The sequence below is a fragment of the Streptomyces aculeolatus genome (assembly GCF_020400605.1).
GTDB classification, from domain to species: Bacteria; Actinomycetota; Actinomycetes; order Streptomycetales; family Streptomycetaceae; genus Streptomyces; species Streptomyces aculeolatus.
Window position 1 is genome coordinate 41,884 of sequence record NZ_JAINRD010000027.1, and the last position, 24,776, is coordinate 66,659.

Sequence of the window (24,776 nt, forward strand, 5' to 3'; positions counted from 1 at the left end):
CGTCAGCCGTTGGCCTGGTCGTCGATGGTCCGGGCGGCTTCGCCGAAGGCGTCCTCCACGTCGCCCTTGCCCGAGAGCACGGTGTCGTCCCACGCCTTGCGGAAGGTCGTCCACGCCTCGCTGGAGCCGGGGATGTTCGGCACGTCGACAGCGCGCGGGACGGCGTCGGCGAAGGGCTCGTAGAACGGGTTCGCCTTCAGGAAGTCCGCGGCCACGGTCGTCACATCGGTGCGGGTGGGAAACTGGCCGGTCTCCTCCAGCAGGGCCGCGTCGTTCTCCTTGCTCATGGAGAACTTGGCGAAGTCCCAGGCTGTCTGCTGGTTCCGGCACGAGGTGAACATCCCGACGTTCTTCGAATCGGCGAACGTCGACGTCCCCTCCGCGCCGGCGGCGGTGGGCAGAGGCACCACGCCGTACTCCACCTTGCCGTCGAACTGACCCTTGCCCCACGGCCCGGCGATGCCCATCGCCGCCACCCCGTCGGCGAACGGACCCGCCCACATGTCGCCGCTGTACGCCTCCGGCGAGGAGTAGCCCTCGGCGTACATCTGCTGCCAGAACCCGAGGGTCTGCAAGCCGGCCTCGCCGGTGAAGGTGGCCTTGTCGTCCTCGACGAGCTGGGTGCCGCCGGAGTTCGCCAGATACAGCGGGTAGAAGTCGAAGAGCGCATTGGTGTAGTCGCTGGTCGCCGGCGGGTACAGCGCGAAGTCCGCCGCCTTGGCGCTCCTGATCGCCTCGGCCGCCGCCAGTACGTCGTCGTAGGTACGCAGCTCGGGGTGCTCGGCATCCAGCCCGGCCTCGGCGAAGACTTCCTTGTTGTAATAGAGCATGAACGGGTTGGTCTTCCAGGGCATTTGATACAGCGAACCGTCCGGGGACCGGAAGCCGTCCACCGCGTCCCCCGAGCGCTGCTCGATGAACGACTCGGCGTCCTTGAACGTCTTCGACAGGTTCACCAGCCCGCCCTGCTTCTCGAACGCGGACACCGCGGCGGGTGCGGTGTTGTAGACCAGGCAGGGCGTGTTGCCGGCGGTGATCGCCGCGCCTATGACGTCCTCGGTGGACTTGCCCGCAGGCACCGCGCGGGCGGTAATCTTCTCCTCGGGGTGCTCGGCGTTCCAGGCGTCGACGACCGCCTCGGCCCAGGCCTGCTCCTGCTCGTTGGTCGAGTACCAGATGTCGATCGGCCCAGCTGTCGGTTTGCCGCCGCCGGAGTCGTCCGATCCGCAGGCGGACAGTGGCAGGACCACCGTCGCGGCGGTCATCAGCACCGCAATGCGCGTATGACGCTTCATAGGGCCTGACCCCTTCGAGGTATGAGGGTGGAGAGATGCTGTAAGCAGCGGCCGCTGCCCGTTCCGCGCCGCCGTCGACCGGTCCCGGCAGATGATCGAGCCGGGGTTACGGGCGCCATTCAAACCGGTTTAAAATCTGAGCGTCAAGGGATCGCACGAAACGTTCCGGCAATCGGCTGCGCGTCCGCCCCCCGGGCTCACGGGTACCGGGCGGCGGCAAGGAGGCGAACAGCATGGCCCACCAGCACCCCGAGCCGAGCGCGGCGCAGACCGACCCGGAGCCGGCTGCGCCTATGCCTCCGCGCCGGCGCAGCCGCCCCACGATCGGGGACGTCGCAGCACTGGCCCGGGTGTCCAAGGCGACCGTGTCCTTCGTCGTCAACGGCCGGGCCGGCGTCAGCTCCCGCGCGCGGCAACGGGTCCTGGAGGCGGCCGCCGAGCTGGGCTGGCAGCCCAGCGCCGGTGCCCGGGCGCTGTCCACCCGTCGCGCCCAGGCCCTCGGCCTGGTGATCCGCCGGCCCCCCGAGCTGCTCAGTACCGACCCGTTCTTCCCGCAGTTCCTCGCGGGCGTCGAGAGCGGCCTGTCACCACTCGACTACGCCCTGGTCCTCCAGGTCGTCGAGACCGAGGAGGCCGAGCGCAACGCGTACGAGCGCCTGAGCCACGACGGCCGGGCCGACGGCGTGTTCCTCACCGATCTGCAACTCGACGACCGGCGCCCGGTGCTCACCGACGGACTGGGCCTGGCCGCTTTGATCATCGGCCCGGAGCGCCGGGACAGCCCGGTGCCGGCGCTCGGCGTCGACGACGCCGAAGGGGTGCGCCGCGCCGTCGAACACCTGCATGCGCTCGGCCATCGCCGTATCGGGCACGTCAGCGGCGCCGAGGGCTACGTGCACGCGGAGGCCAGGCGGCGCGCCTGGACGGCCGCCCTGGACGACGCCGGACTGCCCGAAGGACCCCTCGAAGCCGCGGACTTCACCGGCGCCGGCGGCGCCCGCGCCACCCACGCCCTGCTCGACCTGCCGGAGCCGCCGACCGCCATCCTCTACGCCAACGACTTGATGGCCATCGCCGGGATCGCTGCCGCGACCGGTCGCGGACTGCGGGTCCCGGAGGATCTGTCGGTGGTGGGATTCGATGACATCCCGCTCTCCGAGTACGTCGCCCCGCCGCTGACCACCATCCGCCAGGACGTGATCGCATGGGGCCGTGCCGCGGCACAGCAACTGGTCTCCCTCGCCCAGGGGCACCCCTTCCAGGCGACGGCACTCCCGCCGGTCGAGTTCGTGGCCCGCGCCAGTACGGCGCCGCCGGCGCGCTGAATCCGGCAGACGCACCGACCCGGCCGCGGGCGGGCCGCAGCGGTGTCCCGGCCGCGGCGCGGACCCCGGCCGGATCCACTCGGACAGCAGGCCGCGTGGCCGCTGCCGGATGTCGTCCGCGGTCGTGACCTCACCGCTACGACTCGGATCTCCGGTGCGCCGCGCCCCACATCTGGTGTGCCGCGACTGTTGACGCACCCAGGTCGTAGCCGGTAACTGTTTTACGCGCCTCTTCAAACCGGTTTGAAAACTGGTGCGTACCTGTCCCAGGCCGTGACCCGATCAGCACCCGGAAGCACCCGTCGGTGGACGGGCGCACCTCTCCCGGCAGCGTTGTCGCCACCGGGTGCGTCTAAGGAGCCCGCATGCCCGAAAACGGAGCCGCACCCCTTCTCGACCGACGCCGTGCCCTCCTCGGCGGCCTCGGACTTGCCGCAGGCGTGGCCGGTCTGACGCTGTCGGCACCGGCTCTCGCGCGGGCCGCCGAAGCCGGCGAAAGCCACGCGGCGGCGGACGACATTCAGCTCATCATCGAACGCATTCAACAGCGCTTTCTCGCCCAGGGCGACCAGATCAAGCTCGCCAACTTCATCTACCTGGCCCGTACGTCCGAGGCCCTGACTTACGTCGAGTCGCTGCGCGCCGACGGCTCGTGGCCGAATGTGGACTACGCCGACACCACGAGTTCCGCGAACGGCCGGGTCTGGTCGCCGTACCACGCCCTCTACCGCATGATGGCGATGGCGCACGCCTACCGCGATCCGGACGCCCCTGGTTACGGGAAGCCGGAGCTTGTCGAGGCCCTGAACCGTGCACTTCTGTACTGGGACGGCGTCAAACCGACCAGCACGAACTGGTGGGAGGTCGAAATCGGCAAGTCCATGGCGATGGGCCGGGTGTCGATCTTCGTCGGCGACGAACTCAGCGCCGAGGCACGCGAAGTGACCTACGCACACAACACCGGACGGCTCGACCCGGTCGGGGCGAACGGCTCCTGGAGGACGGAGAACTACCTCTACGAAGCCGTCGCCAAGCGCTCGACCGCCGACATCGAGCAGGGCTACGACACCATGTCGCAGACGATCGCGGTCGACGGCAGCGGCGGCATCAAGGAGGCCGTGCAGGTCGACTCCAGCTTCTGGGCGCACGGTGCGCAGCTCTACAGCGAGGGCTACGGCATGGCGCTGTTCACCATCGTCGCCGCGTGGGCCGACGTCTCGCGCGGCACGAGTTTCGCCCTCTCCGACGAGGAGATCGACGCGGTTGCCTTCTACATCCTCGACGGGACCCGCTGGTTGATCCGCGGGGAGATCGGGATGATGTACCTCGGGTACCGCCCCGCCAACACGATCGACGGCGTCACGAGTTATGCGGCAGACTTCCTGGATCCGCTCGACCGGATGGTGCGGGCCGACGAGGGGAACTCGGCGGCCTACAAGAAGCTCGCCGACAACATCCGCGGAAAGACCCGCGAGAACGGCGTCACCGGACACAAGTACTTCTGGCGCTCGGAGTTCTCCTCGCACCTGCGCGACGGGTACGGAATCTTCACGAGGATCAATTCGCCGCGCATGGTCGGCAGTGAGTACCGCTCCACCTTCCGGCCGGAAGTCGGCAACGAGATCGACTGGAACGCGCAGGGCGCCACTTCGATCCAGGTCACGAACCGGGAATACGACGACCTCGTGCCCGCCTTCGACTGGTTCCACTACCCGGGTGTCACAGCGCCGTACGCCAAGGTGACGTCGACGTCGGGAAAGCGCAACGCCGGCAGCTTCACCGGCGGTGTCTCCGACGGGCGCTACGGAGCTGACGTCTTCACCCTCGACCGGTCCTCGACCACCGGACGCAAGAGCTACTTCTACTTCGACGACGAGATGGTCGCCCTCGGCGCGGGAATCAGCTCCACTTCCGAAAGCGCCGTCCACACGACCGTGAACCAGGGCGCGGCCCGGGCCAATGCCACCGTCGGCGGCAAGCCCCTGCGCCCGGGGACCGATTCCGCAGCCACCGGCGCCACATGGGCGTACAACGACGAGATCGGCTACGTCTTCCCCGCCGGAGGACCGCTCAAGGTCTCGAACAAGGAGCAGAGCGGGAGCTGGATCGACCGCGATCCGGTGACGCGGAATGCCTTCACGCTCTACTTCGACCACGGCCGGGCCCCGGAGGAAGCCGCATACGCCTACATCGTCCTGCCCGGCGCCTCACCGGCGAGGGTACGGGCCTACGCCTCCGGGCCGGCGGTCAGGATCCTGCGCAACGACGAGCAGGTTCAGGCGGTCCGCCACCCGCAGCTACGGCTGACGATTGCCGCCTTCCACGCCGCGGGCTCCCTCGACCTGGGTTCGCGCCGCACGCTGCGGGTCGATCAGCCCGCCATCGTCGTGCTCAAGGAGTCCGGCAGCCCGGCCGTCGTGAGCGTCGCCAACCCCGACCAGCCCGGCCTGACCGTCTCCGTCGCCCTCGCCGCCCCCGAGCGCACCCGCCGAGCCGCCTTTCAACTCGGCTCCGGCGTGGACCTCGGCAGGACGGTGACGCAGCCCCTCGGCTGACGGGCGCGAAAGGGCGGCTACCCCGATTTCGGGGTAGCCGCCCTCGCCGCGTTTCCGGCGTCGCTTCAGAGGACCGGCCGGGTGGTGTGCACTCGGCGCAGTAGAGGGTCGCCCGACCCGCATCGGAATAACGGCTCGAACGATGCGGGGGGTGTGCGTCCTCGGGCCGGTCAGGCGGCCGTCGCCGGGGCGGGGGTCAGGAGGCGGCCCATGGCTGCCAGGACCGCGGGCTCGACGCGGTAGTAGACCCACGTGCCGCGGCGTTCGGATGCGAGGAGGCCGGCTTCCTTGAGCTTCTTCAGGTGGTGGGACACGGTGGGCTGGGAGACTCCGACGTCGGCGATGTCGCACACGCAGGCTTCGCTGTCCGGGTGGGAGGCCACCTTGGAGAAGAGGCGGAGTCTGACGGGGTCGCCGAGGGCCTTGAACATCGCGGCGGTGAGTTCGGCTTCCTCGACGGTCAGCTCACGCTCGGTCAGGGCAGGGCAGCACGGCTCGGCCGGAAGCGCGGCCACCATCTCCTGAAGCTTCGACATACGTCTATGTTGTCACTAGTTTTCCCCGATGCCAAGGTCATATTATTAGACAACCGTCTAATCAAGAGCTGGGGGCAGCGCTCATGGCATCACCCGTCCACGCCCGGCAGTCGCGTACCGCGGTGGTCACCGGAGGGAGCAGCGGTATCGGTGCGGCCACCGCGCGCGAGTTGGCGCGCGCAGGGTTCGCCGTGGTCCTTGCCGCGCGGCGGGCCGACCGCCTGGAGGCGGTTGCCCGGGAGATCCGGGCCGAGGGTGGCGCGGTGCGGGCGTATCCGCTGGATGTGACGGACCGGGAGGCTGTCGCCGCGTTCGCCGAGCAGGTCGAGGTCTGCGATGTGCTGGTGAACGTGGCCGGCGGTGCCTACGGGGTGGAGGAGGTGGCGGATGCCGATCCCGGTGACTGGGGGCGCATGTACGAGGTCAACGTGCTGGGTGCGCTCAAGGTGACGCAGGCGCTGCTGCCGAAGTTGCTGGCGAGCGGTGACGGCACGGTGGTGGTGTTGACCTCGACGGCGTCCTTCACCTGCTACGAGGGCGGCGGGGGCTACAGCGCGGCCAAGCACGGGGCGCACGTGCTCGCGGAGACGCTGCGGCTCGAATCGTGCGGGCAGCCGCTGCGGGTGATCGAGATCGCGCCCGGCATGGTGCAGACCGAGGAGTTCTCGCTCAACCGCTACCGCGGTGACACGACGAAGGCCGACGCGGTCTACGCCGGGGTCCCCGACCCGCTGGTGGCCGAGGACGTGGCGGACGCGGTGGCGTGGGCGGTGACCCGGCCCTCGCACGTGAACGTCGACCTCATGGTCGTACGTCCCCGGGCGCAGGCTGCCCAGCACAAGGTGCATCGCGTCCCCTAGAGCCCGTCGTGCCTCGGCGCGGCTGTTCCGTGCGGTGCGCGCGGAACAGCCACGCCGTCGTCGGTCAGCAGCCCGGCGCGTCGGGTGCGTCGAACATGTCGGCGGCGTACGCGGCCAGTTGGAGCGCGGTGGTGTGGTCGACGCCGAGTTCCGTGGCGGCGGTGAGTACGGCATCCGAGGCGGTGGGGGAGGACCCCAGGTGCTTGGCGGTGACCTGGAGCAGTTGCTCGTGCTGGTCCCTGGTCAGCCCCAGGCGCAGGGCGAGGGCCTCGCCGCCGGCGGTCACGGAGCAGACGCCGGTCTCGGGCAGTTGGAGTTCGACCGACTTCGCGGCCTCCAGGTCGCCGGCGAGCGCGGCGGCGATGGAGCGGACCTGCTCGTAGCCGGTGAGCATGAGGAACGTCGGGGCGCGGCCGTAGCTCTTCATGCCGACGGCGTAGTAGCCGGGTTCCGGATGGGCCAGCTCGCGGTAGCCGTGCGGGGTGACGGTGCCGCAGGAGTGCTGGTTGGGGTCGATCAGCGGAGCCAGGGCGCGAGGTGCGGACATGATCGGGTCCAGGTCCAGGCGCAGCTCGTCGGTGATGCGGTGGTCGGGGCGGAAGCCGGTGGCCGCGACGACGCGGTGGGCGGTGAGGGTCTGCTCGTTGCCGTCGGCGTCGCGGGAGACGAGTTCGACCCGGTCCTGCGCGGGGTCGTCGCCCAGGCGGCGGATGGCGTGGGTGCGGAAGCCGGGGGCGAGGGTGACGCGGCCGGAGTCCACGAGCATCTTCAGGCCCGAGCCGATCGCGCCCCGGGCGGGCAGTTCGTCGTCGCTGCCGCCGCCGAAGGATGCGGCCGGGTCGGCGGCGCGGATGGCCCAGGTGATGGTGGTGCCGGGCTCGGCGTCGGCGAGTTCGGCGAGGGCGAGGAGGGTGTTGGCGGCCGAGTGGCCGGCGCCGACGACGACCGTGTGGCGGCCGGCGTGCTGGGCGCGGTCCGTACCGAGGACGTCGGGCAGGCCGTGGCTGATCCAGCCGGCGGCGTCCGGCTCCCCGTGGGCGGGCAGGCCGTTGGCGCCGACGTGGTTGGGCTGACGCCAGGTGCCGGAGGCGTCGATGACGGCGCGGGCGAGCAGTTCCTCGCCGCCGGCCAGGCGCAGTACGAACGCAGCCGTCTCGCGGCCGGTGGTGCGTACGCGGTCGATGCCCTGGCGGCTGAGGGCGGTGACGGCGGCGCCGTAGCGGATGTGGGGGGCCAGCGCGGGCAGCTCGGCCAGCGGCTGGAGGTACTGCTTGACGAGGTCGCCGCCGGTGGGCAGGGCGGAGGCGTCGGGCTGCTCCCAGCCCGCTGCCGCGAGCAGGCGGCGGGCGGCCGGGTCGGCGTTGTACTCCCAGGGGCTGAAGAGCTGGATGTGGGACCAGGCGCGCACCGCCGCTGCGGGGGCGTCGCCGGCTTCCACGACGACGAAGGGCACGTCGCGTTCGGCCAGGTGTGCCGCTGCGGCCAGGCCGACGGGGCCGGCGCCGATCACGGCGACGGGGAGGTGGTCGGGGCTGTGGTCAACCACGGTGCGTTGTCCTCTCAGGAAGGCTCGGGCGCGGATCGGGCGCGTTTCGGATCAGGCGACGGGGTGCCGGAGGGCACGTCGGTCTCCGCCTGGTCGTGCTGTTCCTTGCGCTGCCTGGCCCGGCGCTGCATCTCGGCGATCGCGGCGCAGCAGGGGCCGGCGGGCTCGGCGGCACCGGGGTCAGCGGCGGGGTCGCTCATCGGGTACGGCTCCTGTCGCGGCAGCCCTGATCGCGGCGTGGAAGCTGACTCATCACGACCGCCTATATAGATGAACAACGAATCAAGGTTCCAGGATTCCGCCTGGCTCGGTGAATGTCAACCACGCCCCCGGCGGCGTCCGGGTGTGACGAGCGTCACTCCGTATCGCGTTGCGCGAGTGCCGCGCGGCGGGCCAATCTCGATACATATCGAAACAGCAGGAGTAGACGGCACGGGCGCCTGCCCGACGCCTTGAGACACCGGGGGAACGGCGGCCGTGCCGACGGCCCGCCCGGCCCGTGAACGGCCAGAGCGCTCGCCACGCACGCGGCCGTCCATTCGACGGGACCGGCACTTCCCCGACTCTCTCCTACTCCCGCTCTCCCGGTGTGTGCGCCCGCCACCGGGCCGGCCCGCTGCCGGCTCGCCGCGCACAGACCGCGGTCCTTCCGTGCTGCTTCACAGTGAACGGCTTCGCCCTTCCCGGAAGGACACCCATGCACCACGATCTGAGCCGTGCGGCCGAGGCCGCCGGCGAACCGATCGCCATCGTCGGTATGGCCGGACGGTTCGCCGACGCCACCAGCCCCGAAGAACTCTGGGACATGCTGCTCCAGGGCCGTGACGCCATCACGGAGATCCCGCCCGAGCGCTACGACGTCGACGCCGTCTACGACCCCGCGCCCCGCACACCCGGCCGCACCGTCAGCCGCTGGGGCGGGCTGCTGCGCGACATCGACGCGTTCGACGCGGAGTTCTTCGGCATCTCTCCCCGCGAGGCCGACCGGATGGACCCGCAGCAGCGGCTGCTGCTGGAGGTCGCGTACGAGGCCCTCGAAGACGCCGGCCAGTCCCTCGCCGCCCTCGGCGGCACGGACACGGGAGTGTTCATCGGTCAACTCGGCGGCGACTACTGGCACCTGCAGTACGACAGGCGCGACGAACTCGACCTGTACGCCATGACAGGGGCGGCCTCCCGCGCCATCACCTCGGGCCGGCTTTCGTACGCGTTCGACCTGCGCGGCCCGAGCTTCACCGTCGACACCGCCTGCTCCTCCGCGCTCGTCGCCGTCCACAACGCCGTCCAGGCCCTGCGACTGGGCGAGTGCCCCGTGGCGATCGCCGGCGGCGTCAACCTGGTGCTGCTGCCGGAGGAAGGCGTGGTGTACTCCGGCGCCGGCATGCTCGCCGCCGACGGCCGCTGCAAGTTCGCCGACGCCTCCGGCGACGGATTCGTCCGCAGCGACGGCGTCGGCGCGGTCATCCTCAAGCCGCTGTACGCCGCCCAGGCCGACGGCGACCGCATCCGCGCCGTCATCCGCGGCTCCGCCGTCGGCAACGACGGCCGGTCCAGCGGCTATCTGGTCACCCCGGCCGTCGAGGGCCAGCTCGGCGTACTGCGCCGCGCCTACGCCAACGCCGGCGTCGACCCGGCCGACATCGACTACGTCGAGGCCCACGGCACCGGCACCAGCGTCGGCGACCCGGTCGAGCTGGAGGCCCTGGCGGCCATCGTCGGCGAGCGCACCCGGGACCGGCGCCCGCTGGTCGGCTCGGTGAAGACCAACATCGGCCACGCCGAGGCCGCCGCCGGCATCGCCGGGCTCATCAAGGCCGTGCTGTGCCTGGAGCACAGGGCCGTCCCGCCCAGCCTGCATCTGAAGAACCCCAACCCCGCCGTCGACTGGGAGGAACTGCCGCTGACCGTCCCGACCGACGCGACGCCGCTGCCCGACAGGGGCCGCCCGGCCGTCGCCGGGGTCAGCAGCTTCGGCTTCTCCGGCACCAACGCCCACCTGGTCCTCGAAGCCGCTCCCGAGCCGACGCCCGCGGAACCCGACGGCCACCGGCCGGCCGAGCGCAGCGAACTCCTGGTGCTGTCCGCACTCAGCCCCGAGGCCCTCGCCGAGAGCGCGAGCCGTATGGCCGAGCACCTCGAAGGCGACGGCGCAGGCCACTCCCTGCGCGACATCTGCCACTCGGCCGCCCTGCGCCGTACGACCCATGACGCCCGGCTCGCACTCGCCGCCGACAACCACGCCGAAGCCGCCGCCGCCCTGCGCGGTTTCGCCGCCGGCCAGGACGAACCCGGCCTTGCCTTCAGCGACTTCACCGACCCCGGCGCCCGCCCCAGGGTCGCGTTCGTCTTCCCGGGACAGGGCTCGCAGTGGCCCGGCATGGGCCGCGAACTCCTCGACACCGAGCCGGTGTTCGCCCAGGCGATGAGGGCATGCGACGACGCCGTCAAGGCCGAGAACGGCTGGTCGGTCATCGAGCTGCTGCGCTCCGCGGACGAAGAACGCCTCAAGCAACTCGACGTCATCCAGCCCACCCTGTGGGCGATGGAGATCGCGCTGGCCGAGCTGTGGCGGTCCTGGGGCGTGGAGCCCGACGTGGTCATCGGCCACAGCATGGGCGAATCGGCCGCGGCGTACATCTCCGGTGCGCTCTCGCTCCAGGACGCGGCCGCCGTCATCTGCCGCCGCAGCCGGCTCGCCAAGCGCCTCTCGGGCCGCGGCACCATGGCCTGGGTGGCGTTGCCCGCCGACGAGGCCGCGGCAGCGCTGGCCGGAGTCGAGGACAAGGTCGCCGTGGCCGCCAGCAACAGCCCGACGTCCACCCTGCTGTCCGGCGACGGCGACGCACTGACCCAGGTGCTCGACGCCCTCGACGCCCGCGGCATCGACAACCGGCGCGTCAACGTCGACTTCGCCTCCCACTGCCCGCAGATGGACGCCCTGCGCGACGACCTCCTCGCCGAACTGGCCCACCTCACCCCGCGTGCCGGCCGCATCCCGCTGCACTCGACCCTGCTGAACGAGGTGATCGACGGCTCCGGCATGGACGCCGACTACTGGGTACGCAACATCCGCCGGCCCGTCGACTTCGTCGGCGCCGTCAGCAGCCAGCTCACCCGCGGCGACACGGTGTTCATCGAGGTCAGCCCGCACCCACTGCTCGTGGCCAACATCCGCGAGACCAGCCGCCTGCACACCGACGCGGGCACCACCGCCGTCGGCAGCCTGCGCCGGCACGGCGACGAGCGCTCCTGCCTGCTCACCTTCGCCGCGTCCCTGCACGCGGCCGGCGTCGACCTCGACTTCCGTACGCTGACCGACGGCGGGAGCTACGTGCCGCTCCCGGCCTACCCCTGGCAGCGCACCCGCCACTGGATCACCCCCACCGAAAACCCCGCACCCACCGCCCAAGCAGAGCCGGTCACCGACCCGGCCCCGCAGGACCAGGCCGGGCACCCCGCGCACCCGCTGCTGGGCCGGCAGTTGCCCGCCGACGGCGCCACCCGCACGTGGCAGGGGCCGCTGACCCTCGCGGACAACGCCTATCTGCGCGATCACCGCATCCAGGAAGCGATCATCCTGCCGGGCACCGCCCACCTGGAACTCATCTCCGCGGCCGCCCGCTCCGTCCTGGGCACGAGCACCCTGTCCGTCTCCGACGTGCACTACCACCGCGCCCTGTTCCTGGACGAGGACGCCCCCGCACCCGAGGTCCGGGTCACCGCCACTCCCCAGCCGGACACCTCGCTGCACTGCCGTGTCCACAGCCGGGACGACGAGGGCAGCGAGTGGGTCCTCCACACCGAAGGCACCGCCCGCGCCCTGCCCCCGACCGCCGCCGAGCCGGCCGAACCGCTCCGGACGATCCGGGCCCGCCTGCCGCAGCACCAGAGGGCCGCGGACTTCTATCCCTGGAACGCCGCACGCGGCAACCAGTGGAACGGCACCTTCCAGGGCATCACCGAACTGTGGCGCACGGACGGCGAGGTCCTCGCCCAACTCGCCTGTCCCGCGCCGCTCGCCGGCGATCTCGTACGGCACCACTTCCACCCGGCGCTGCTGGACGCGAGCGGCCACGCCATGGCCGCGGCCCGGCCACTGACCGCGCCCGGCGAGGAAGGCGTCTTCGTCCTGGGCGGCATCGACGAGGTCCGCTTCCACCAGCAGCCGTCCACCTCCCTATTCAGCCACGCCCGGCTCCGGCCCTCCGCCCGCGCGGACTCCTTCACCGCCGACATCGACATCCGCGCCGACGACGGCAGCCTCGTCGCGCAGATGCGCGGCCTGCGCCTGCAGTACCTGGCCGGACACGCCCCCGCACTCCTGCACCCCCGGCCCGAGGACACCGTGACCGCAACCGACACGCCCGAGCCCTCTTCCCCGCCGGCCGCGGACAGCGACCACGGAGACTGGCTGCACACCCTGACCTGGGAGCCCGCTCCCGTCCCGGCCGGTCGAGCGGAGGGCACCGACCCGGACGGCTTCTGGCTCGTCCTGACCGACAGCGGTTCCGCGGGCCGTTCCCTGATGCGGGAGCTGACCGGCCGCGGGCAGCGCGTGGTCGCCGTCACCGCCGGCGCCGGCCCCTTCGCCGGCGGCGGCGACCGCTACCGCATCGACCCGTCGAACGAGGACCACTACCGCGAAGTCCTCGGCGACGTCGCCCGCGACGGAACCTGCCGCGGCATCCTCCACCTGTGGTCCCTGGACGCCCGGGCGGGCCTCGACGCCACACCCGCCGAGGTCGGCCGCGCCCAACTCCTGGCCGCCCACAGCGTCCTGCACCTGACCCGGGCGCTGGAGCGGCACCCCCTCGGCAACCCGCCGCTGTGGCTGATCACCCAGCTCGCCCAGGCCACCGCCGTCGGCGAGGCGGTACGCCACCCCTTCCAGGCCGTCTCCTGGGGTCTCGTACGCACCCTCGCCGGCGAAGCCCCCGCACTCACCCCCCGCCTGGTCGACCTCGACAGGTCCGCCGCCGGCGTCCCGGCGCTGGCCGACCTGCTGCTGCACCCGGACGGCGAGGACCAGGTCGCCCTGCGCGACGGGCGCCGCTTCGCCGCCAGGCTCGTACCGGCGGATCTGCCTGCCACGGGCTCCGGCCTGCCGCGGGCGCTCTCGCTGCCCGCGCCCGGCGTCATCGACGACCTGCGGCTGACCGAACGGATACCGCGTGCCCTCGGCGCGGACGAGGTACGCATCCGGGTCAGCCACGCCGGCGTCAACTACCGCGACGTACTGCTCTCCCTGGGCATGTATCCGGGGCAGGACGACCGGCCGCCGGTCATGGGCTGGGAGTGCGCCGGCACGGTCACCGAGGTCGGCGGGACCGTCACCGACGTGGCCGTGGGCGACGAGGTGATCGCCTTCGCCGAAGGCGCGCTGGCGTCCGAGGCCGTCACCCTGGCCTGCCTGACCGCACCCAGGCCGGCGCGGCTGACCGCGGCCGAGGCCGCCACCCTGCCGGCCGCGTACCTCACCGCGTACCACAGCCTGGTCGACCTGGCCGGGCTGGAGCGCGGACAGAACGTCCTCATCCACTCCGCCACCGGCGGCACCGGCCGGGCCGCCCTGAACATCGCCCGCTGGAAGGGCGCCCACATCTACGCGACCGCGGGCAGCGAAGCCAAGCGCGAGCTGCTCACCAGGCTCGGCGCCGAGCAGGTCGCCGACTCCCGGAGCCTTGCGTTCGCCGACGCCTTCCAAGCGGCCGTCGGCGGGCGGGGCTTCGACGCCGTCTACAACACCCTGCCCGGCGAGGCCGTCGCGGCGAACCTGTCGCTGATGGCCCCGTACGGCCACTACGTGGAACTCAGCAAGCGCGACATCCTCGACAACAACCCGCTGCCGCTGGGCGCGTTCGCCCGCAACCTGTCCTTCCACGCCGTCGACGTCGTCCACATGATCCAGCACGCGCCCCAGCGGGCCGGCCGCGTACTGCGGGCAGCCGCCGCCCTGGTCGCCCAGGGCACCCTCCAGCCGCTGCCGCACACCGTCTACCCCGCGGGGCAGGCCGCGGACGCCTTCCGGCTGATGGCCCAGTCCCGCCACACGGGCAAGATCGTGCTCTCGTTCGGCGAGGCGGCGTCCGGGCCCGCGACCGCACCACGGGGCCGGCCCGTCGCCATCCACGCCGACGGCACGTACCTCATCACCGGCGGCGCGGGCGGCATCGGCGGCCGGCTGGCGCTGTGGCTGGCCGACCAGGGCGCCGGGCACCTGCTGCTGACCGGGCGCAGGCCGCTGCCCGAGCCCGGCACACCCCTGGCCGAGGACCACCCGCAGGCCGCATCGGTGGCCTTGATGAGCGAGCTGCGGGAGCGCGGCGTGAACGTGGCGTACGAGGCCGTCGACGTCGCCGACGCGCCGGCCATGCGGGCGCTGCTCACCGCCAGGCGCCGTACGGGCCTGCCCCCGGTGCGCGGCGTCTTCCACGCCGCTGGGGTCATCGACTACACGCCGCTGAGCGAGATGAGCGGCACCGAGCTGGACCGGGTGCTGGCCGCGAAGGTCTCCGGTGCGTGGAACCTGCACCGGCTCCTGCGCGAGGAGCCATTGGAGGCGTTCGTGCTGTTCTCCTCCGGCTCGGCCCTGCTCAGCTCGCCCATGCTCGGCGGGTACGCGGCCGGCAACGCCTTCCTGGACGCGCTGGCGCACCACCGGCGGGCGGACCGGCTGCCCGCCACGGTCGTCAACTGGGGCTTCTGGGACAGCGTCGGGATGGTCGCCCGGCAGGAGGAACAGGAGCAGCGCACCCTGCTGCCGCAGGGGATGTCGTCGTTCAGCCCCGACGACGGCCTGGCGCTGCTGGGCAAGATCCTCGCGGAGGGCCTGGTGCACACCGCGGTACTTCCGGCCGACTGGCGGGCCTGGGCACAGGCGTACCCGGCGGCCGCGGAAGCGCCGCTGCTCAAGCACCTGACCGGCGACGCCGGGCCGGCCGAACGGGCAGCGACAAAGGCGCAGTACGAGCCGATGCCCCAGCCCGCCACGCACCCCGCCCCCACCCCCGCACCCGAGAACCCGCAGCCGCCCGTACCCGTGTCGGCGGCCGAGCCCGAGCCCGAGCCGGCGCCCGTGGTGCCGCCGGCCGCGGCGACCCGAGCCGCACCGGGTGCCGACCTGCTGGACTTCCTGAAGCAGGAGGTGGCCACCGTGATGGGGCTGCGTCCCGAGCGGGTGAACGTCAACCGGCCGCTGAACAAGCTGGGGATGGACTCGCTGATGGCCGTCGAGCTGCGCAACCGCATCGAGCGTCGCTACCAGGTGAAGCTGCCGATGGTGAAGCTCCTCAAGAACGGCACGATCACCACCGTCGCCCAGGCCCTGGCCGACGAACTCGACTCCGCGAACGCCCCGGCCTGAACCGAGCGACTGACGAGGAACCGACTGCCCATGAAAACGACCGACATCCGCATCGCCGGACTCGGCACCTACGTCCCGGAGAGCGTCGACGCGCGCAAGGCCGTGGCGCTCGGCCTGTACGACGCGGAGGACTGCGAGTTCTACGGCTGGACCGGCGCCGCGGTGGCCGACGACATGCCCGCCCCCGACATGGCGGTGGCCGCCGCGCGCCAGGCGCTGGAGCGCTCCGAACTGCACCCGCACGACATCGACATGCACATCCACGCCTGCGGACACGAGCAGGGCCCCGAAGGCTGGTCACCGCAGCACTACATCCTGCGCCACCTCACGGACCGCGACGTGCCGTCCTTCCGCGTCTGGCAGGCGTGCAGCGGCCTCATCGGCTCCCTGGAGCTGGCCGCCTGCTACCTCAAGGCCGTACCCGAGCGCACCGCCGCCCTCGTGACGGGCGCCGACAACGTCGGCACCCCGAACTTCAACCGCTGGGCGTTCGGCATCCAGAACGGCGTGCTGGGCGACGCGGGCAGCGCGGTGCTGCTGTCGAAGACCGACGGCTTCGCGAGCCTGCTGTCGATCAACACCGGTTCCACCGCCGAGGTGGAGGAGCAGTACCGGGGCAACGAGCCGCTCTTCCCGCCGTCGGCGACCGTCGGCCGGGGCATGGATTTCAAGGAACGCCTGGCCGCGGCCGGCGGTCTTGAGGAGACCGTCGCGGAAGTCGTACGCCGCCAGGGCGAGCTGCGCACCGAGATCGCGCTGCGCACCCTGGCCGAGGCGGGTCTGGAGCCGGGCGACGTCACCCGCGTCTGCCACGTCTTCACGGGCCAGGAGAGCTACCTGAAGGTCATCCTCGACCCCATGGGCCTGTCGCCGGAGCAAGGGCTCCTCGACTTCGGCCGGAACCTCGGCCACCTGACGGTCAACGACCAGATCGTGGGCCTGACCCACCTGGTGGAGACCGCGCAGGTGGGCCCCGGAGACCACGTCCTGATCGTGGCCCACGGCGGCGGGGTCTCCATCACCTGCGCCGTCGTCCGCATCGACCGGCGGCCCGTCTGGGCCGCCGGCTGAACACCTCCCGCCCGCCGGCTCCCGAACGGGGCCGGCGGGCGGCCTGTCCGCTCCTTCCCACCACCGACCCCGGGGGTATCCGTGGCACAACTCGCCGCATCACCCTTGCTCGACGCCGAAGCCCTGATCTCCACCTTCGGGCTGCTGGGCATCATGGCCACCGTCTTCGCCGAATCCGGGCTGATCGTCTGCTTCTTCCTGCCCGGCGACTCGCTGCTGTTCACGTCCGGACTGCTCGTGGCCAACGACCAGTTCCTCCACCAGCCGCTGTGGCTGGTCATGCTCGCCATCGCGGTCGCCGCAGTCCTGGGCGACCAGTTCGGGTACGCCTTCGGCCGCAAGGTGGGCGGCGCGCTGTTCCGCAGGCCCAACTCCCGCTTCTTCAAGCAGGAGAACGCCGAACGCGCCCACGACTTCATGGCGAAGCACGGGCCCAAGGCGCTGGTCATGGCCCGCTTCATCCCCGTCTTCCGCACCTTCATCCCCATCACCGCCGGGGTCGGGAGGATGGCGTACCGCACCTTCTTCCTCTTCAACGTGCTCGGTGCCGTCCTGTGGTCGGTCAGCCTCACCACGGTCGGCTACTACCTGGGCCAGGTGGACTTCGTCCGCGAGAACATCGAGTTCATCGTCATCGGGATCGTCCTCGTCTCCGGCATCCCGATCATCGTCGAAGGCATACGCATGCGCCGCCGCGCCCGCAGCGCCAAGGCAGAGGGCTCCCGGACGGACACCACCGCGACCGCCGCACCGGAAACGGAGCTTCCCCGGCCATGATCTCCGCACCAGACTTCTGCGACCTGCTCGCCGCCCGCGGGTACTCCCTGGCCAGCGGCGTGCCCTGCTCCCACTTCGGCGGGCCGATCGCCCACCTGAGCAACCGGCCCGGCGCGTACGTCCCGGCCCCGAACGAGGGCAGCGCCCTCGCGGTCGCCGCGGGCGCCGCGCTCGGCGGCCGGCGCGCGTACGTGATGCTGCAGAACTCCGGCCTGGGCAACCTCATCAACCCGCTCACCTCGCTGGTGATGACCTACCGGCTGCCGATCCTGACCTTCACCAGCCTGCGCGGCTGGCCCGACCCGGCCACCGACGAACCCCAGCACGCGGTGATGGGACCGGCGACCCCCGGCCTGCTCGACAGCGTCGGCACCCCCCACTACACGCTGTACGCCAAGGACGGCACCGAGGAGTTCTCCGCGATCCTGGAGCGGACGGAGAAGGACCTGGCCGCGCAGCGGGCCCCCTTCGTCCTGGTGGAGCGCGGCGCGATCGGCAAGGCCGCGGCCACCGGAACCGCCCCCGCCGGGGGGCTCGAGGCCGCGGAGGCCATCCGTGTCGTCACGGCCGCCGCGCCGGAGGCGGCCGTCGTCGCCACCACCGGCTACACGGGCCGCGACACCTTCGCCGTCGCCGACGCGCCGGGCAACTTCTACATGCAGGGCTCGATGGGCCACGCCTCCTCGCTGGGCCTCGGGGTGGCGCTGACGCATCCGGAGCGGACGGTGGTGGTCCTGGACGGGGACGGTGCGCTGCTGATGCACCTGGGCGCGCTGTCGATGATCGGCCACGCGGCACCCGGCAACCTGATCCACGTCGTACTCGACAACCGCGTGCACGAGTCGACGGGCGGGCAGGCGACCACGTCGGGGACCACCTCGTTCCCGCAGGCGGCGCTGGCGGCCGGCTACGTAAGCGCGGTCGCCTGCGACAGCCAGGAGGCCCTGCACGCCGCGGTGCTCAGCGCCCGCAGAACCTCCGGTCCGCACCTGATCAGTGTCACGACGCTGCCGCGCACCGGCGCGATCCCGCCGCGGGCGACCAACGCCCTGAGCCCTCTGGACATCCGGGACCGCTTCCAGGACAGCCTTCAGCAGTAGACGGTCGGCTGCCGTCCGGCCTGTGCTCCCTCGCGGACGTGAGAGGGCACAGGCCGGACGCACGCTTGTGCCGGGTGTATCAGGCGTTCTGTACCGTGCCCGCCTGGTCGGCCTCGGGCTGGAGGCAGGCCGCCACCGTCTCGGGGTCCATGGCCGCCAGGCTGGCGAACATGCGCAGCGGCTCGGCCAGGGTCTGACAGCACATCACGTACTGGTTGCTGCGCCCCTTGGGTATCGCCTCGATGAGGCCCTGCTCGCGCAAGGGCGCCAGATGGTGACTGACCAGCGTCTGGCTCAGGCCCGTCGCCTCCTGCAACTCCTTGACGGTACGCGGCCGCTGCGCGATCAGCAGGATCAGCATCAGCCGGGTCTCGTCGGCCAGTGCACGCAGCTTGGGCGCCAGCATCCGGGCCCGCTCGCGTTCGCCGATCCACTGGGCGGGATCGCTGACCGCGACCCTCAACTTCGCCGGCCGGGCCATCGTCACCTTCCTCTCACCCCCGTACCTGCCGTCCGGCCATGGACCCGCCACGCTGGGTGAGCCGATGTGGACCGCGGGTTCAATCCTACGCACCCTCGATCTCCCCGGACCTAGGGTCTGTCTTCGATCTCGCGTCGTTCGCCCGAAGGGCGTGCGGCGCGGCGTCTGGTGCGTGCGATCGCAAGGCGGAGGGTCGACCGCATAGTGGGCCTATTCGGTTGATCCCGACAACGCGGCGAGCGTGCGTGCCAGGGGTCGTGCCGCAGACGCGAGATCGAAGACAGACCCTAGGAGGACGCCGGGGAGTCCGCCTTGCCGCCGGGGGCGGCGACTTCGGCCTGCGCGGTGGCGCCGTCCTCGGCCACGCGGGCCCGGGGCAGGACGAATGCCGTGGTGAGGGCGCCGGCGACCGCGACGCCGACGGCGATCATCAAGGTGGTGGCGAAGCCGCCGACGAAGGAGTGCTGCGCGGCGTCCAGCACCCGGCGGCCCGCCGCACCGCCGAGTTGCTCTGCGGCGGCGGAGGCGCCCGCAAGGGACTCGCGCACCGCCGCCCCGGCCTCGCCGGGCAGGCGGGCGGCCTGGGGCAGATCGTCGCGGTAGAGGGTGGTGACCACACTGCCGCTGATGGCGATGCCGAGCGCGCCGCCGACCTGCATGCCGACGTCCGCCACCGCGGAGCCGGCGCCCGCCTGGCGGGCGGCGGAGACGACCAGGATCGCGTCGACCGCGGCCGGCAGGGCGATGCCCATGCCCAGGCCGAACACCGCGAGCCCCAGGAGGGCCTGGTTCTCGTCGTCGACGGACAGGCCGGCCAGGATGCCCATGCCGACAGCGCACAGCAGCAGCCCGAACACCACGGTGGCCTTCAGACCGGCCCGTTCGACGAGCTTCGCCGACAGCGGGGCACCGACCATCATCGTGCCGATGGCGAGCATCCGCAGCCCGGCGCCCAGGGGGTCCAGTTCCAGCACCGACTGCAGGTACTGGGTGAGCAGATACAGGCCGCTGTACAGGCCGAAGGAGGTGCAGGCGATCGCCAGGGCGCCGCCGCCGTAGCGGGCGTTGAGGAACAGGCCGACGTCGAGCATGGGGTGGGCGGTGTGCCGCTCCCAGAGCACGAAGGCGACCATCAGGGCGACGCCCACGAACAGGGAGCCGAGCGTGACGATGTCACCCCAGCCGTTGTGCGGCGCCTCGACCAGCCCGTAGACGATGGCGACCAGGCCGCCCACCGAGAGCAGGGCGCCGACCAGGTCCAGCCCGGGGTGGTCCGCTGCCTTGGACTCGGGGATCAGCTTGGCAGCGCCGATCAGGGCGATGGCGGCCAGCGGGACGTTGATGAGGAACATCGAGCCCCACCAGAAGTGCTCCAGCAGCAGGCCGCTGACGAGCGGGCCGAGCGGGACGCCGACGGCGGCGGCACCGGACCAGATGCCGATGGCCTTGCCCTGCTCCTCGCGCGGGAAGACGTCCTTGATGATGGCCAGGGTGGCGGGCATCATCAGCGCCGCCGAGATGCCCATCAGGGCGCGGAACGTGATCAGCGCCTCGGCGCTGGCGGCGAACGCGGCGCCGAGGCTGGTCAGCGCGAAGGCGGCCAGACCGATCGACAGCAGCCGCTTGCGGCCGAACCGGTCGGACAGGCCGCCGGCCATGAGCAGCAGCCCGCCGAAGGCCAGGGCGTACGAGTCGACCATCCACTGGAGCTGGCTGCTGGTGGCATCCAGATCCTTCTGGATGCTGGGCAGGGCCAGATTCAGGATGAGGGTGTCCAGGCCGATCAGCACCAGACTCAGGCACAGGACGTTCAGGATCTGCCATCGGCGTGGATGGCCGGTGGAGCTGTTCACTCACGCTCTCCTCAGACGCAACGGGCCGGGTCCCGCGGGAGGTCGGGGCCGACCAGCCGTATCTAAACAGCTCTCGCCACTATCAACAGCGTTTGCTGTTGATAGTGGCGTGTGTTGTGCGCCAATTCCAGCCATCTGCCCCGTGACCTCAGGATTCCCCCGGCCGATCGGTGCACTCCCGCGCTGATGTGCGCAAAGGGCGTGCGGGCCGGACCGCCGGGGCCGGCTGCCGGATGGAGGGCCGCGCCGGGAGGAAGTCACATGGAGTCGTGGAGAGTTGGCGCAAATCTTTCCCCGCCGCGTACGGGACCCTCGAATACTTCGACCGTCATCGATAAATTGACCGAGAAGCAGCACGGGGTTCCGTGCAGAAGGTCACGCACGAGGTGCCAGGGGGATGGAACAGATGCGTACATCCGGCAGGCAATTGCTGGCAGCCGCACCGCCGACGGCACCGCGGTAGCGCCCACACACCTTCGTCTTCCATGAGGTCCGTGCATGGCGGCACGGTCCTGACGTCACCTCGAACCCGATGAACAACTGCGCAGTCGGACGCGTTCGGCACACGTCCGGCTCCGCACACGAGGCCGGAATCAGCCACTGGCGACGACTGGTTCCCGGGCCTGTCGAAATACAAAGGGGGAACCGATGTCAGTCTCTGCTCAGCCACGCCTTGCCCTGGTGGGCGATCGCGGCAATCACGACGAGCCGTCCCACCCCAAGATCGACGCGATGCGTGAGCGGTGGGATCTGACCACGGAGTGGATCCCGACCACCGACATCCACGACGCATCCGCGCTGGAGGGCTGGGACGGCATCTGGGTGGTGCCCGGAGCTCCGTACTTCAACCAGAAGGGCGTGCACATCGCCGTCCGTCACGCGCGTGAGAACCGGCTGCCGTTCCTGGGCACCTGCGGGGGCTTCTTCAGCGCCCTCGTCGAGCACGCGCAGAACGTCCTGCACCTGCCGGAGGCAGAGGGCGTGGACGAGGACCCGGAAAAGCTGATGCCCCTGGTCACGCCGCTGACGTGCTCCTTCCGCGGGGAGAAGGCCCCGCTGAAGGTCAAGGAGGGCTCCCACCTCGCCGGCATCTACGGGACGACAGAGGTGGAGGAGATCTTCCACTGCGACTACGGGCTGGCCGACTCGTTCATGGACGCCGCCAACCAGGGCGACCTGCGGTTCAGCGCCTGGGACGGCGACGGTGCCGCCCGCGCCCTGGAGATCACCGGCCACCCCTTCTTCATGGGCAGCCTCTTCCAGCCCGAGCTGTCGTCCGAACCCGGCGCCGAGCACAAGATCCTCAAGGCGTTCCTCTCCGCCGTGCGCAGCAAACCCGGGGTGCCGGCGACCCCGGCGGCCTGACCGACACGGCACCGCTTCAGCAGCCGACGAGGTCGTGCGTCGTGCGCACGGCTGAGGCACCGTCATGCCCGTTCGTCCCCCGCACCCCGGGCGGAAGGAGCCTTGAGCCTCAATGAAGTCCGAACACAACGGTCTCTCCCGGCGCGGTTTCGTGCGCGGCAGCGTCGTCGGCGGTGCCGGACTGGGCACCCCCGCGCTGCTGCCGGTCGTCTCGGCGCACGCTGCCACCGACGGCACCGCCGCGGCAGGCGGCGCTCCGGCCGGCGGCGGCGCCCCGGGGGCGGCCTTCACCGATCAGTCGGCCGCGCTGACCCCGGACAGGACCGTCGCCACCGCCTGCCAGTTCTGCAACTCCAACTGCCGGCTCAACGTCGACCTCAAGGCCGATCGCATCCTCGCCGTACGGGGAGAGGACGACGATCCGGTGCAGCAGGGCCAGGTGTGCGTCAAGGCCGAGCTCATGCCCCAACTGGTCTACAACGCCGACCGGCTGACCCGGCCGCTGCGCCGCGTCGCCGGTGCGAAAGGCTCACCGGACTCGGAGTTCGAGCCCGTCACGTGGGACGAGGCGCTGCGCACGATCGCCGGAAAGCTGCTGGAGCTGCGGGACGCCGGCCAGGCGCACACCATCGCCAACCGCACCACCGGCCGGCTGCCCCGGGGCACGGGCTCCCTCGTGGCCCGCCTCTTCGCGATGCTCGGCAGCCCCAACAACACCGACGTCGGCCCCGTCTGCAACGACGCCGGCGGCAACGCCCTGGCCACCACGTTCGGCCTGGGGAACTTCACCAACGGCTACGGCACCGACGGCGCCACCGGCAGGGACGACCTCGGCTCGGCCCGCCACTACCTGTTCCTGGGCACGAACCAGGCCGAGACCCACCCGGTGACCTTCGACTACCTGCTGCGCGGCCGCAGCAGGACCAAGGCGACCCTGACGGTGGTCGACCCCCGGCTGACCCCGACCGGCGCGGAGGCCGACCGGTGGGTGGCGCCCAAACCGCACACCGACTTCGCGCTGCTGCTCGCCATGCTGCACCACGTCGTCGAAGAAGGGCTGTACGACAAGGCGTTCGTCAAGCGGTGGGTGGTCGGCTTCGACGAGCTGCGCGCGCACCTGGACGAGCACCAGTACACCCCCGCGTGGGCGGCGAAGGTCACCGGCGTCAAGGCCGCCGTCATCAGGGAGATGGCCGAGGAGTACGCGAAGGCGAAACCGGCGGCGATCTTCTGCAACGCCGGCATCTCCCACCAGCTCGGCGCCTTCGACACCTACCGGGTGGCGGCGTTCCTGGCCGCGGTGACCGGCAACGTCGGCGTACCGGGCGGCGGCTGCAACTTCATGCACAACACCTGGCCCGGCGACCTGCACCTCCCGCCGCTCGCGGCCGACGTGCCGGAGCGGCGCGAAGCGCTGCCCGTCGGCCCGGACTACTTCGCCGAGTCGATCCTGACGGGCAGGCCGTACGGGCTGCGCGCGGTGATCACACAGGGCAACCCGCTGGTGTCCTCCGCCAACACCACCAAGGTCAAGAAGGCGTTCGAGCAGCTCGACTTCTACGTCTACACCGGCCTGTTCATGGAGGAGGCGGCCTACTACGCCGACATCGTCCTGCCCGTCTGCAGCGGGCTGGAGATGGACGGCGTCTACATGCGCCGCGACGACCGGGCCATCCGCTGGCAGGAGCAGGTCGTCGACCGGGTGGGCGAGTCCCGGCCCGACTGGGAGATCTGGATCGGCCTCGCGCACGCGCTGGCCGAGCTGGACACCGACCGCCCCGCGGCCCAGTGGCGCGAGGCGTTCCCGGAGCGGTGGACGGACTACCGGCACCTGTGGGACGACTTCGTCGCCCACACCCCCGGCACCGGCGGAATGACCCGTACCCGGATGAGCCGGCGCACCGAGCCGCTGCGCTGGCCGTGCCCCACCCCCGACCACCCCGGCGTCAGCACCCTCTACCTGGATCACCCGAGCTGGTACGAAGCCGCCGAGTCGCTGGATCCCGGCAACCGCGGGAAACGCTTCCTCACCCCCAGCGGCAAGGTCGAGATCACCACCCCGGAGCTGGAGAAGAAACTCGCCGCGACCGGGCACGGCGCCCTGCCGGTCTTCTACACGCACCCCGAGGTCACCGGAAGGAACCCGACCCTGGCGTACGGCCGCGGGTTCGTCACCAACCCCCTCAACCCCCAGGCCGTCACGCACCCGGTCCGCCTGGGCGTTCCCGGAGACGACGCCGTGCACCGGGACTTCCCGCTGATGGGGATGACCGGGCGGCCCAGTGTCGTGCACTTCGCCGAGGTCACCCACTGGACGCCGACGGGCAAGCAGCTCAACGGGATCCGCTTCGTCCAGATCCACCCCGACACCGCGCGCCGCGCCGGGATCCGGGACGGCGACGACGTCCGGGTCGAGAGCCCGCGCGGCTCCGTTGCGGGCACGGCGCTGCTGTGGGAGGGGATCAGGGCGGACACCGTGTTCGTACCCAACACCTTCGGCCCGGCCCAGAAGACGGGCGACCTCTTCGACGACCCCCGCTACGAAGCGGCCAACACCCTGCCCGACGACCGCTACTACGACAACCTCTCCGGCCAGCAGGCGTTCAAGTGCTTCGCCTGCCGGGTCGTCAGAGCCTGAGACCCGCCACG

The 24,776-nt window shown here is 71.5% G+C and carries 15 protein-coding genes; 9 read left to right on the forward strand and 6 right to left on the reverse strand.

Features of this window, described 5'->3' with window-relative positions; translation table 11 throughout:
- Nucleotides 1-2: 2 nt before the first annotated feature.
- A complete protein-coding gene (locus tag LG396_RS32915) occupies nt 3-1,295 on the reverse strand; it encodes a sugar ABC transporter substrate-binding protein (protein WP_225797550.1) in 1,293 nt (430 codons plus the stop codon).
- Nucleotides 1,296-1,528: 233 nt separating this feature from the next.
- Here LG396_RS32915 and LG396_RS32920 point away from each other — a divergent pair, with 233 nt between their 5' ends.
- The gene (locus LG396_RS32920) at nt 1,529-2,620 is read left to right on the forward strand and encodes a LacI family DNA-binding transcriptional regulator (protein ID WP_225797551.1); all 1,092 of its coding nucleotides are present in this window, start codon (nt 1,529-1,531) and stop codon (nt 2,618-2,620) included.
- A gap of 365 nt (nt 2,621-2,985) precedes the next feature.
- Nucleotides 2,986-5,175 (forward strand): polysaccharide lyase family 8 super-sandwich domain-containing protein, encoded by a 2,190-nt coding sequence (locus tag LG396_RS32925; RefSeq protein ID WP_225797552.1) that lies wholly within the window; start codon nt 2,986-2,988, stop codon nt 5,173-5,175.
- A 170-nt stretch (nt 5,176-5,345) separates the two neighbouring features.
- Here LG396_RS32925 and LG396_RS32930 read toward each other — a convergent pair whose 3' ends face one another.
- Nucleotides 5,346-5,711 carry an ArsR/SmtB family transcription factor gene (locus tag LG396_RS32930; protein WP_145900728.1) on the reverse strand — a complete coding sequence of 122 codons (366 nt, stop codon included), beginning with the start codon at nt 5,709-5,711 and terminating at the stop codon, nt 5,346-5,348.
- A gap of 83 nt (nt 5,712-5,794) precedes the next feature.
- Here LG396_RS32930 and LG396_RS32935 point away from each other — a divergent pair, with 83 nt between their 5' ends.
- Nucleotides 5,795-6,571: an SDR family NAD(P)-dependent oxidoreductase gene (locus LG396_RS32935; RefSeq protein WP_225797553.1), complete on the forward strand. Its 777-nt coding sequence runs from the start codon at nt 5,795-5,797 to the stop codon at nt 6,569-6,571.
- A gap of 64 nt (nt 6,572-6,635) precedes the next feature.
- On the opposite strand, the gene LG396_RS32940 is transcribed toward LG396_RS32935, so the two are convergent.
- The gene (locus LG396_RS32940) at nt 6,636-8,117 is read right to left on the reverse strand and encodes an NAD(P)-binding domain-containing protein (RefSeq protein WP_225797554.1); all 1,482 of its coding nucleotides are present in this window, start codon (nt 8,115-8,117) and stop codon (nt 6,636-6,638) included.
- 14 nt (nt 8,118-8,131) lie between these two features.
- Nucleotides 8,132-8,317 carry a hypothetical protein gene (locus LG396_RS32945; RefSeq protein ID WP_225797555.1) on the reverse strand — a complete coding sequence of 62 codons (186 nt, stop codon included), beginning with the start codon at nt 8,315-8,317 and terminating at the stop codon, nt 8,132-8,134.
- A 497-nt stretch (nt 8,318-8,814) separates the two neighbouring features.
- Between LG396_RS32945 and LG396_RS32950 the strand changes: the two genes are divergently transcribed.
- The 4 genes from LG396_RS32950 (at nt 8,815) to aepY (ending at nt 18,428) form a co-directional block, all read left to right on the forward strand.
- Nucleotides 8,815-15,480, forward strand: coding sequence for a type I polyketide synthase (locus LG396_RS32950; protein ID WP_225797556.1), 6,666 nt, complete (start codon nt 8,815-8,817; stop codon nt 15,478-15,480).
- 30 nt (nt 15,481-15,510) lie between these two features.
- On the forward strand, nt 15,511-16,551 hold the full coding sequence (locus LG396_RS32955; RefSeq protein WP_018837565.1) for a ketoacyl-ACP synthase III family protein: 1,041 nt from the start codon (nt 15,511-15,513) through the stop codon (nt 16,549-16,551).
- An 81-nt stretch (nt 16,552-16,632) separates the two neighbouring features.
- A complete protein-coding gene (locus LG396_RS32960) occupies nt 16,633-17,328 on the forward strand; it encodes a DedA family protein (RefSeq protein WP_037748328.1) in 696 nt (231 codons plus the stop codon).
- Nucleotides 17,325-18,428, forward strand: coding sequence for a phosphonopyruvate decarboxylase (gene aepY / locus LG396_RS32965; RefSeq protein ID WP_225797557.1), 1,104 nt, complete (start codon nt 17,325-17,327; stop codon nt 18,426-18,428). The genes LG396_RS32960 and aepY overlap by 4 nt, the downstream gene beginning before the upstream one ends.
- A gap of 79 nt (nt 18,429-18,507) precedes the next feature.
- Here the strand turns inward: aepY and LG396_RS32970 are convergent, their stop codons facing one another.
- Both LG396_RS32970 and LG396_RS32975 read right to left on the reverse strand, forming a co-directional pair.
- Nucleotides 18,508-18,909 carry an ArsR/SmtB family transcription factor gene (locus LG396_RS32970; RefSeq protein ID WP_018837568.1) on the reverse strand — a complete coding sequence of 134 codons (402 nt, stop codon included), beginning with the start codon at nt 18,907-18,909 and terminating at the stop codon, nt 18,508-18,510.
- Nucleotides 18,910-19,196: 287 nt separating this feature from the next.
- Nucleotides 19,197-20,762 carry an MFS transporter gene (locus LG396_RS32975; protein ID WP_225797559.1) on the reverse strand — a complete coding sequence of 522 codons (1,566 nt, stop codon included), beginning with the start codon at nt 20,760-20,762 and terminating at the stop codon, nt 19,197-19,199.
- Nucleotides 20,763-21,410: 648 nt separating this feature from the next.
- On the opposite strand from LG396_RS32975, the gene LG396_RS32980 reads away from it, so the two are divergent.
- Nucleotides 21,411-22,127 (forward strand): glutamine amidotransferase-related protein, encoded by a 717-nt coding sequence (locus LG396_RS32980; protein ID WP_037748333.1) that lies wholly within the window; start codon nt 21,411-21,413, stop codon nt 22,125-22,127.
- 112 nt (nt 22,128-22,239) lie between these two features.
- On the forward strand, nt 22,240-24,765 hold the full coding sequence (locus LG396_RS32985) for a molybdopterin-containing oxidoreductase family protein (protein WP_225797560.1): 2,526 nt from the start codon (nt 22,240-22,242) through the stop codon (nt 24,763-24,765).
- The last annotated feature ends 11 nt before the right edge of the window (nt 24,766-24,776 follow it).

Excerpts from the sequence above, each read along its gene's own strand:
- LG396_RS32980 (WP_037748333.1), top strand. The coding sequence starts at position 21,411 with ATGTCAGTCTCTGCTCAGCCACGCCTTGCCCTGGTGGGCGATCGCGGC.
- LG396_RS32985 (WP_225797560.1), top strand. The coding sequence starts at position 22,240 with ATGAAGTCCGAACACAACGGTCTCTCCCGGCGCGGTTTCGTGCGCGGC.
- LG396_RS32945 (WP_225797555.1), bottom strand. The coding sequence starts at position 8,317 with ATGAGCGACCCCGCCGCTGACCCCGGTGCCGCCGAGCCCGCCGGCCCC.
- LG396_RS32970 (WP_018837568.1), bottom strand. The coding sequence starts at position 18,909 with ATGGCCCGGCCGGCGAAGTTGAGGGTCGCGGTCAGCGATCCCGCCCAG.
- aepY (WP_225797557.1), top strand. The coding sequence starts at position 17,325 with ATGATCTCCGCACCAGACTTCTGCGACCTGCTCGCCGCCCGCGGGTAC.
- LG396_RS32955 (WP_018837565.1), top strand. The coding sequence starts at position 15,511 with ATGAAAACGACCGACATCCGCATCGCCGGACTCGGCACCTACGTCCCG.
- LG396_RS32920 (WP_225797551.1), top strand. The coding sequence starts at position 1,529 with ATGGCCCACCAGCACCCCGAGCCGAGCGCGGCGCAGACCGACCCGGAG.
- LG396_RS32950 (WP_225797556.1), top strand. The coding sequence starts at position 8,815 with ATGCACCACGATCTGAGCCGTGCGGCCGAGGCCGCCGGCGAACCGATC.
- LG396_RS32915 (WP_225797550.1), bottom strand. The coding sequence starts at position 1,295 with ATGAAGCGTCATACGCGCATTGCGGTGCTGATGACCGCCGCGACGGTG.
- LG396_RS32935 (WP_225797553.1), top strand. The coding sequence starts at position 5,795 with ATGGCATCACCCGTCCACGCCCGGCAGTCGCGTACCGCGGTGGTCACC.
- LG396_RS32925 (WP_225797552.1), top strand. The coding sequence starts at position 2,986 with ATGCCCGAAAACGGAGCCGCACCCCTTCTCGACCGACGCCGTGCCCTC.
- LG396_RS32930 (WP_145900728.1), bottom strand. The coding sequence starts at position 5,711 with ATGTCGAAGCTTCAGGAGATGGTGGCCGCGCTTCCGGCCGAGCCGTGC.